Annotated in this window: 12 protein-coding genes; 10 read left to right on the forward strand and 2 right to left on the reverse strand. The window is 62.4% G+C overall.

The window, feature by feature from the left end; all coding sequences use genetic code 11:
• Positions 1-52: 52 nt before the first annotated feature.
• A complete protein-coding gene (locus tag J5Y21_RS09645) occupies positions 53-877 on the forward strand; it encodes an ABC transporter ATP-binding protein (protein WP_349236984.1) in 825 nt (274 codons plus the stop codon).
• Complete coding sequence (locus tag J5Y21_RS09650; protein ID WP_210575033.1) at positions 874-1638, forward strand: ABC transporter permease; 765 nt, start codon at positions 874-876, stop codon at positions 1636-1638. The genes J5Y21_RS09645 and J5Y21_RS09650 overlap by 4 nt, the downstream gene beginning before the upstream one ends.
• Before the next feature lie 21 nt (positions 1639-1659).
• Here J5Y21_RS09650 and J5Y21_RS09655 read toward each other — a convergent pair whose 3' ends face one another.
• On the reverse strand, positions 1660-2667 hold the full coding sequence (locus J5Y21_RS09655) for an L-lactate dehydrogenase (protein ID WP_210575035.1): 1008 nt from the start codon (positions 2665-2667) through the stop codon (positions 1660-1662).
• Positions 2668-2862: 195 nt separating this feature from the next.
• Here J5Y21_RS09655 and J5Y21_RS09660 point away from each other — a divergent pair, with 195 nt between their 5' ends.
• The 8 genes from J5Y21_RS09660 to rplO all read left to right on the forward strand — a co-directional run bounded on the left by J5Y21_RS09660 (position 2863) and on the right by rplO (position 8281).
• Positions 2863-3588 carry a DUF2786 domain-containing protein gene (locus J5Y21_RS09660; RefSeq protein WP_210575037.1) on the forward strand — a complete coding sequence of 242 codons (726 nt, stop codon included), beginning with the start codon at positions 2863-2865 and terminating at the stop codon, positions 3586-3588.
• Positions 3589-3728: 140 nt separating this feature from the next.
• Positions 3729-5090, forward strand: a complete 1362-nt coding sequence (locus J5Y21_RS09665) for an esterase-like activity of phytase family protein (protein ID WP_210575040.1) — start codon at positions 3729-3731, stop codon at positions 5088-5090.
• Between the two features lie 387 nt (positions 5091-5477).
• Positions 5478-5876 carry a 30S ribosomal protein S8 gene (gene rpsH / locus J5Y21_RS09670; RefSeq protein WP_210575045.1) on the forward strand — a complete coding sequence of 133 codons (399 nt, stop codon included), beginning with the start codon at positions 5478-5480 and terminating at the stop codon, positions 5874-5876.
• A gap of 17 nt (positions 5877-5893) precedes the next feature.
• Positions 5894-6430, forward strand: coding sequence for a 50S ribosomal protein L6 (gene rplF / locus J5Y21_RS09675; protein WP_210575047.1), 537 nt, complete (start codon positions 5894-5896; stop codon positions 6428-6430).
• A gap of 3 nt (positions 6431-6433) precedes the next feature.
• On the forward strand, positions 6434-6841 hold the full coding sequence (gene rplR, locus J5Y21_RS09680) for a 50S ribosomal protein L18 (protein ID WP_246875142.1): 408 nt from the start codon (positions 6434-6436) through the stop codon (positions 6839-6841).
• Between the two features lie 38 nt (positions 6842-6879).
• Positions 6880-7563 (forward strand): 30S ribosomal protein S5, encoded by a 684-nt coding sequence (gene rpsE / locus J5Y21_RS09685; protein WP_210575065.1) that lies wholly within the window; start codon positions 6880-6882, stop codon positions 7561-7563.
• A gap of 5 nt (positions 7564-7568) precedes the next feature.
• Positions 7569-7754 carry a 50S ribosomal protein L30 gene (gene rpmD, locus J5Y21_RS09690; protein WP_210575049.1) on the forward strand — a complete coding sequence of 62 codons (186 nt, stop codon included), beginning with the start codon at positions 7569-7571 and terminating at the stop codon, positions 7752-7754.
• Between the two features lie 8 nt (positions 7755-7762).
• Positions 7763-8281 carry a 50S ribosomal protein L15 gene (gene rplO / locus J5Y21_RS09695; protein WP_210575051.1) on the forward strand — a complete coding sequence of 173 codons (519 nt, stop codon included), beginning with the start codon at positions 7763-7765 and terminating at the stop codon, positions 8279-8281.
• Between the two features lie 79 nt (positions 8282-8360).
• Here rplO and J5Y21_RS09700 read toward each other — a convergent pair.
• On the reverse strand, positions 8361-8453 hold a 93-nt coding region (locus J5Y21_RS09700; protein ID WP_210573289.1), incomplete at its 5' end, for an IS3 family transposase.

Here is an 8453-nt window from a genome sequence, read left to right on the forward strand (position 1 = left end):
TTAAATTTATTTTGTGATCCAAACACGGGGATTGAACAAAGAATTCGGGAGTGTGACGGCCCTCAACGATGTCTCGCTGGATGTCGGGGAGGGCGAAGTAGTCGGCTTGCTTGGGCGCAACGGTGCGGGCAAGACGACGTTGATCGACTTATTGCTCGGACTGACACGGCCTACATCGGGGGACGTGCGGATTGCTGGAACGACTCCGCACGATGCTGTGCGCGATGCTCGTATCGGCGCGGTCATGCAGACCGGCGGGCTGCTGCCGGACCTGACGGTGCGCGACACCGTGGCGATGATCGCGTCGACCCACCACGATCCGATGAGCGTCGACAGCGCCATCGAAGCGGCAGGTCTGCAGGATATTGCAGGACGCAGGGTAGGGAAGTGCTCGGGCGGGCAACAGCAGCGGGTGAGGTTCGCGCTCGCATTGCTGGGGCACCCGGACATCCTCGTGCTCGACGAGCCCACAACGGGCATGGATCCCGCTGCTCGGCACACTTTCTGGGATGCCATGCATGAGCAAGCCCGAAACGGGCGGACCATTTTGTTCTCCACGCATTATCTGGAAGAAGCAGAACAGATGGCGCGCCGCATCGTCATCCTGGACAAGGGCCAAGTGATCGCAGATGGTAGTGCCACAGAACTGCGGGAGGCCACGGGGTGGAATTGGGTGAGCGCTGTCGTCGATAAGCAATATGCGCAGCAGGTTCCCGGGGCCGAATACCGCGACGGAACGCTGACGGTGCGAACCGGGAAATCCGATGAGTTGGTGCGTTGGTTGCTCACGGAAACCGACGCCCGCAATCTCACCGTGACCCCCTCCACGCTTGAAGACACATTCATCGAGCTGACCGGAAAAGAGATCAACTCATGAGTTCCGCAAAATTCGCACTCTTTAACCTCAAACGCATCAGCACCCGGTGGAGCACGCTCATCTCCTCAGTCGTGCTCCCCGTCGTCTTCTATCTCATCTTCAGCTCGGCAACCCAGCAGACCGACGCAGAATTCGGCAACGGCAATGTCGCTGCCTACGTCATGGTCGGTATGGCCCTGTACGGCGGAATCACTGGAGCTGTCTCCACGGCGAGCAACGCCGTCGTGGAGAACATCACGGGGTGGGGGCGAACGCTCGCGCTGACCCCGCTGCGCAGCTCGCAGATCATGGGGGCCAGGCTGCTGCTCATCGCCGTGCATGCCGTGCTGCCCGTCGCCGCAGTCTTCCTCACAGGTGCCCTGTTCAATGCCGAGATGCAGCCGAATGCCTGGTGGCAAACATTCTTGCTCACCTCGTTGCTGTCGCTTCCGTTCGGGTTCTACGGGCTCGTGTGGGCGCAGGCGCTGAAGACGCCTGCTTCCGTGTCCATCGCGACGATGTCGGTGGTGGTGCTCGGCTTCGCGGCGAATATGTTCGTTCCGCTTTCCGGCGCAATGCTGCAGGCCGCACGATTCACCCCGCTGTACGGGGCGGCCGTGTTGACCCGGTATCCGCTGACCGAAGGAGCTCAGGTGACCAACGATGGTGACCAACTCGTCACCGACCCACTGTGGTGGGCCATCGTCAGTGTCATTGTCTGGAGCATAATTTTCGCCGGTGCGAGCATGATGCTCGACCGGCGAGAGAAAGGCCGCGAGTAGCGGCCGCGGTTAGAGCGGGAACTAGTCCGTGAGCTCCGCCTGGTTCATGACATCGCGCAGGACCTTAGCGGAGTGGGCGAACTGCTCGGACTCGCGCTCGTCGAGGGAGAGTTCGACGATGTCCTGGATGCCGTTGCGGTTGATCACGGCCGGGGTGCCGATGTAGATGTCTTCTTCGCCGTACTGTCCCTCGAGCAGGGCGCTGACCGGCAGGACGACATCTTCGTTCTTGAGTACAGCGCGGGTGATGCGGGCGAGACCGCCACCAATGCCGTAGCTGGTGGAACCCTTCGCGCGGATGATGTCGTAGGCCGCGTCGCGGGTCTTGACGAAGATCTCCTCCATCTTGTTGGAGGTGTTCGGGTCGGTCTCCGCCATCTTTTCCAGGCGGGTGGTCAGCGGGATGCCCGCTGCGGAACCGGAGGAGACGACAGCCAGCTCCGTGTCGCCGTGCTCGCCGATGACGTAGGCGTGGACGGAGGAAGCGCTGATGCCGAAGTACTCGCCGAGAGCGAAGCGGTAGCGTGCGGTGTCCAGCACGGTGCCGGAGCCGATGATGCGGTTGGACGGCAGGCCGGAGAACTTCCAGGTCGCGTACGCGAGGACATCGACCGGGTTGGTGGCCACGACGAAGATGCCGTTGAAGCCGTGGTCCATGACCTCATCGACGATGGACTTGAAGATCTTCACGTTGCGGCCGACGAGCTCGAGGCGGGTCTCGCCGTCGCGCTGGGCGACGCCCGCGCAGTTGACCACGACAGCGGCGTCGCGGCAATCCTCGTAGGTGCCCTGGGTGATGCGGGTGTTGTGTCCGGACCACGGCACAGCGTGGTTGAGGTCAGCGACCTCGCCCCAGACTTTCTCTTCATTCAGGTCGATGATGGCGAGGTGGTCGCACAAGCCCTGGTTGACGATGGCCGTGGCGTAGGCCATTCCGACGTCGCCGGCACCGATCAGAACGACCTTGTTGCCGGGGGTGGGGGTGTTGGTGTCGACGTCGACCTTGCGCGATGCGTTCGGATGGATCATTGATGCTCCTTCGCTCGTTGTCGCTGCTGTGCAAAAGCAGTTGGCAGCCTTAGTTCCCGACCCTAGTCCCGGCCGCAATATTGTGCCGGGGACGAAGTTATCCACAGGGCGGTGTTCGACAGCGGGCGACGTGGGTGCATGCGCGCGATAGAACCAGTGGCGTACCTTCCATACAACAAAACCAAGGGGGACATTATGGGTACGACGAATATCGACAAGGTCAAAGAACGTGTTCAAAAGCTGCTTAACCAGGCAGCGGACCGGGCCGGAACGGCCGAGGGGGAGATCTTTTACCAGAAGGCTTTTGAGCTCATGGCGGCGTACGGTTTCGAGGAAAGAGATCTGCGGAACCCGACCGACGGTGATGAGGTGATTATGCGCACATTCGCCTTGGGCGGCTCTTATACCGACATGCAGGCGTCGCTTTTGCTGAATCTCTGCAATGCGTTGCACTGCATGGGCTACATGGAAAGCACCAGGCGCTCCCGCAAAATCTCCACCGTCACCGCTTTCGGTCTCCGCCGCCACATAGAGCGGGTGGACATGCTCTTCGGAGTCCTCAACCCGCAGATGGCTGCCGGGGCGCAGCAGATCAGCGGCAGCCGCGCACTCGGTGTGGCGACGGTGGTGGCGCGCCGCTCTTTCATGGGCGGGTTCATCAGCGTGATCACTGAGCGGCTGCAAGCAGCTGAAGGCACGGTCGCCGCAGGCAAGGGCGAATACGCCCTCGCACTGATGGACGACCGCGATAAAGCAAGTGACGCGATGAGCGCTTTCGCCGCACAGCAGGGCATCGAATTCACCAACCGCGCATCGAAGGCGACGGTCGACGCCGGGTCGTATTTCCGCGGCGTGAGTGCGGGGGAGACCAGCGATCTCGGCCAGACTCGTGTCCGCGCGCGCCCGGCGTTGCCGTGCTAGGCCACATCCGGGGCGCTCCGGCGAGTTGAACGCGGATCAACGCGTCTATTACGGGGACATGAATTGCCGCTGCAGCGCTTGCGGCACACGCGGTGGTTCTTAGGCTTGGAATCACGTTTCGCCGAGCCACAGGAGTAGTCATGTCCCGTTCCACCCGTTTCGCCGCTGGCCGCCGCCCCGCAGTGCGCGCCGCTGTCGCCCTCACCGTTTCGGTCGCCCTCGCAGTCAACCCAGCACCCGCGGTCGCGCACGGCGGTCACCCTGAGCCGGCACCAGCCCCGGCGCCCGCTCCGCAGCCGGCCCCAGCGCCCGCTATTCCAGGGTTGAACGACCTGTCGTCGTTGCCGTTCGACCTGGAAGGCCTCGGGCAGCGCGAGGTGAATATCGGTGGGGTCACGGTGCCGGTGCCGGCGGCGCTGGCGGGTGTCGTGGCCGCAGCTGCGGTGCTCGGCGGTCTCAGCTTCGTGATCATCCAGGCGATCACGGGCGCGCTGCCGGGTTCTTCGAAGGGGGACAAGGATCAGCCCGCACCAGCGGAGCCGAAGGGGGCGGAGTACGCGAACCGCTTCGATTTCAGCGCGGTCAACGATGATCCGGCTGCTGGCGGGTTCAGCGGCATCGACGAGGTCGCGCCGGGCCGCTACGTCGTGCTCTCCGACGACAAGAACGAGCACGGCCCGGTCCGCGCGTATGTCTTCACCACGACGGACCACAAGACATTCACCCGCGACGGCGTCATCGAGTTCACCGATCCGGAGGGCAAGGCCTACGACGAGTTCATTGACCCGGAGGAAATCCGTGTCCTGCCGAACGGCAATTTCCTGTGGACCACGGAGGGCAACGGCAAGCCCGGTCAGGTCGTCGCGCCGCAGCTCATCGAGTCCGCGCCTGACGGCAAGGAAATCCGCCGCATTGACGTGCCGGGCTACCAGGTGCCCAACGGCATTTCCACGCGAGGCATCTACAACAACAACGGGCCGGAGGGCATGACGCTTATCGACGGCGGGCGTACGGCCGTCACCGTCGAAGAAAACGCCCTCGCCCAGGATGGCGCGAAGAATACGGAGAAGGACGCATCGGTCAACCGCATCACCTTCTACGACCTGGAGAGCGGCAAGCCGACCCGAGAGCTCGTTGTCAAGCTCGAAGCCGGACGCGGCGCGACGTCGCTTTTGGCAGACGACAACGGCGATCTCTACATGCTGCAGCGTGGCTTTTTCAAGGACCTGGGCGAAAACGGCGAGAACAAGGCTGAGATCTACAAGCTCGATCTCGACGGCGCCGACGACGTGCTGGGCAAAGAAAAGCTGGACGGCGACGAGAAGACGGTGTCCAAGGAGCTCGTCTTCGATTTCGCCACCGAGAAGCCGCACCCGGACAACGTGGAGGGCCTGGCATGGGGTCCGCGCACCGAGGACGGGCGCCGCACCCTGATCGTCGTCTCGGACAACAATTTCAACGAGACCCAGACGACGTATTTCCACACCGTCCTGGTGCCGTAGCCGAACGCTCACGATTCGGCAGGACGATGGGGCACACGGGGCGTCGCTAAGCAATTTGTGCTTTCTTTGCCCTGACCTGTATGGTTTACCAACGGTTCTGCGCGCGCGGTATGCGTGCGCCAGATCCGCATTGAACGTATACATCCAACTTTGTTGCAGGCCCCCCGCCGAAATGCGGACCGTATGAAGGGTGGCGGCGAGCATCTTCCGTTATTGAGCGGCAAGGAGCGCCCACACTGTTTGAGTCGGAAAACACGCCGGTCAGGTGAATTTTCCACTCGTAGTAGCCCCCGACAGAACACACGGAAAACGCGAGTTCAAGGTGCTTTCGGGCACATGGACCAGGTGGGTTATGGGAACCGCAACGAGAAAGGTAAGCGGTCAACCATGACCATGACAGATCCCATTGCGGACATGCTGTCTCGCGTGCGCAACGCAAATAATGCGCACCACGAGACCGTGTCCATGCCCTCCTCGAAGTTGAAGGTCAACATCGCGGAGATCCTCAAGCAGGAGGGCTACATCGCTGACTACAAGGTCGAGGAAGAAAAGGTCGGCAAGACCCTGACCCTCGAGCTCAAGTACGGCCCGTCGCGTCAGACCTCCATCGTTGGTCTGCGTCGCGTGTCCAAGCCCGGTCTGCGTGTCTACGCGAAGTCCAACGACCTGCCGCAGGTTCTCGGCGGCCTCGGCGTGGCGATCATCTCCACGTCCCACGGCCTGCTGACCGACCGTCAGGCCCAAGAGAAGGGTGTAGGTGGGGAAGTCCTCGCCTACGTCTGGTAAAGGGAGGTTGAACAGATATGTCTCGTGTAGGTAACGCGCCTATCGCCATCCCCAACGGTGTGGAAACCAAGATCGACGGCCAGCACGTCGAGGTCAAGGGCCCGAAGGGCACCCTGACCGTCGATGTTCCGGAACCGATCACCGCAGCCGTTGAAGAGAACCAGATCGTGGTTTCTCGTCCGAATGACCACCGCGACAACCGCTCGCTCCACGGTCTGTCCCGCTCGCTGATCAACAACTGCGTTGTCGGCGTCACCGAGGGCTACAAGATCAACATGGAGATCTTCGGTGTCGGCTACCGTGTCCAGCTCAAGGGCAAGAACCTCGAGTTCTCCCTCGGCTACTCGCACCCGGTCCTCATCGAGGCTCCGGAGGGCATCACGTTCGCCGTCGACGGCAACACGAAGCTCTCCATCGAAGGTATTGACAAGCAGCAGGTTGGCCAGGTCGCTGCGAATATCCGCCGCCTCCGCAAGGATGATCCGTACAAGGGTAAGGGCATCCGTTACGAGGGCGAGCAGGTTCGCCGCAAGGTCGGAAAGACGGGTAAGTAATCCATGAGCACTGAAGAAAAGACTACTCAGAAGCGCACCCCGGTCGGCCGGGACATTGCTACCCGCCGCCGCGAGGCCCGCGTCCGCCGCCACAACCGCATCCGCAAGACCCTGCGTGGCACCCCGGAGACCCCGCGTCTCGTCGTGCACCGCAGCTCCCGCCACATGCATGTCCAGGTCATCGACGACCTAGCCGGCCACACTCTCGTGTCCGCTTCCTCCATGGAAGATGCAGTGCGCACCCTTGAGGGTGACAAGAAGGCTAAGGCAGCTAAGGTCGGCGAGCTCATCGCTGAGCGCGCCAAGGAAGCCGGCATCGAAACGGTCGTCTTCGACCGTGGCGGCTACAAGTACCACGGCCGCGTCGCCGCGCTTGCCGACGCCGCCCGCGAAGGTGGTCTGAAGTTCTAATGACCACCGCAGACGAAACTCAACGGAAGGATCGCGACATGGCCGAGCGTGAACGGCGTGACGGCGGAGCATCCGCCGACGACCAGAAGAACCAGAACAACAACGACCGCGGCGGCCGCAACGACCGTGGCGGACGCAATGACCGCAACGACCGTGGTGGCCGTGGTGGCCGCCGCGATGACCGTCGAGGTGGTGCACAGGACGAGCGCGATAAGTACATCGAGCGCGTTGTCACCATCAACCGTGTTGCTAAGACCGTCAAGGGTGGCCGCAACATGTCCTTTACCGCCCTCGTGGTGGTCGGCGACGGCCAGGGCATGGTCGGCGTTGGCTACGGCAAGGCGAAGGAAGTCCCCGCCGCTATCCAGAAGGGTGCAGAAGAGGCTCGCAAGAACTTCTTCCGCGTCCCGATGATCGGCGGCACCATCCCGCACCCGGTTCAGGGCGAGGATGCCGCAGGCGTGGTCATGCTGCGTCCGGCTGCTCCCGGTACCGGTGTCATCGCCGGCGGCGCTGCCCGTCCGGTGCTCGAGTGCGCCGGCGTCCAGGACATCCTGGCTAAGTCGCTGGGTTCCGACAACGCCCTCAACGTGGTCAAGGCCACCGTTGCTGGCCTGAAGGAACTTGTGCGCCCCGAGGAAGTTGCCGCTCGTCGTGGCAAGTCCATCGAGGAAGTCGCCCCCGCACGCATGCTGCGTCAGCGCGCAGGACAGGAGGCTTAAGCACAATGGCACTGAAAATTACACTTCACCACGGCAAGGTCGGCGAGAAGCCGGCTACCCGTAAGAACCTCGAGGCTCTCGGTCTGCGCAAGATCGGTCAGTCTGTTGTCAAGCAGGACAACAGCGCGACCCGCGGCCAGATCCTCAAGGTGGCCCACCTGGTCACCGTTGAAGAAGTAGCAGGGGAGTAGGTACTGACATGGCTGACATCATCAAGCTCCATGATCTGCGCCCGGCTGAGGGTGCAAACAAGGCCAAGACCCGCGTCGGCCGCGGTGAGGCATCCAAGGGTAAGACCGCTGGCCGCGGTACGAAGGGCACCAAGGCTCGTAAGCAGGTTTCCGCTGCTTTCGAGGGTGGCCAGATGCCGCTGCACATGCGTCTGCCGAAGCTCAAGGGCTTCAAGAACAACAATAAGATCGTCTACCAGGTGGTCAACGTTGCCGACCTGGCTGAGGCGTTCCCGAAGGGTGGCACCATCACCACCGCTGACATCGCTGCAGCTGGCCTGGTCCGCAAGAACCAGCCGGTGAAGGTGCTGGGCGACGGCGAGATCTCCGTCAAGCTCGACATCACCGCAGAGAAGTTCTCCAAGTCCGCCGCCGAGAAGATCGCGGCCGCTGGTGGCTCCACCACCGAGGTCGCTGACAAGGCTGCTGAGGCCAAGAAGGCTGACAACGCCGACAAGGCTGAGGAGACGGAGTCCAAGGAGGACTAAACTAGTCCGCTCTGAACTCAAAAACTCCCCGCGCGGGTAGTGCTCTGAACTGGCCCCCGAAAGTTGGACTGGTTTAATTCTAGGCGGTTAGGGGTTCAAGGGTCTGATTCCGATATTGCATCGGGGTCAGGCCCTTGAGTCGTTGTTGGATGCGTTCGGTGTTGTACCACCC

It is taken from the genome of Corynebacterium sp. Marseille-P3884 (assembly GCF_017942225.1).
GTDB lineage: Bacteria > Actinomycetota > Actinomycetes > Mycobacteriales > Mycobacteriaceae > Corynebacterium.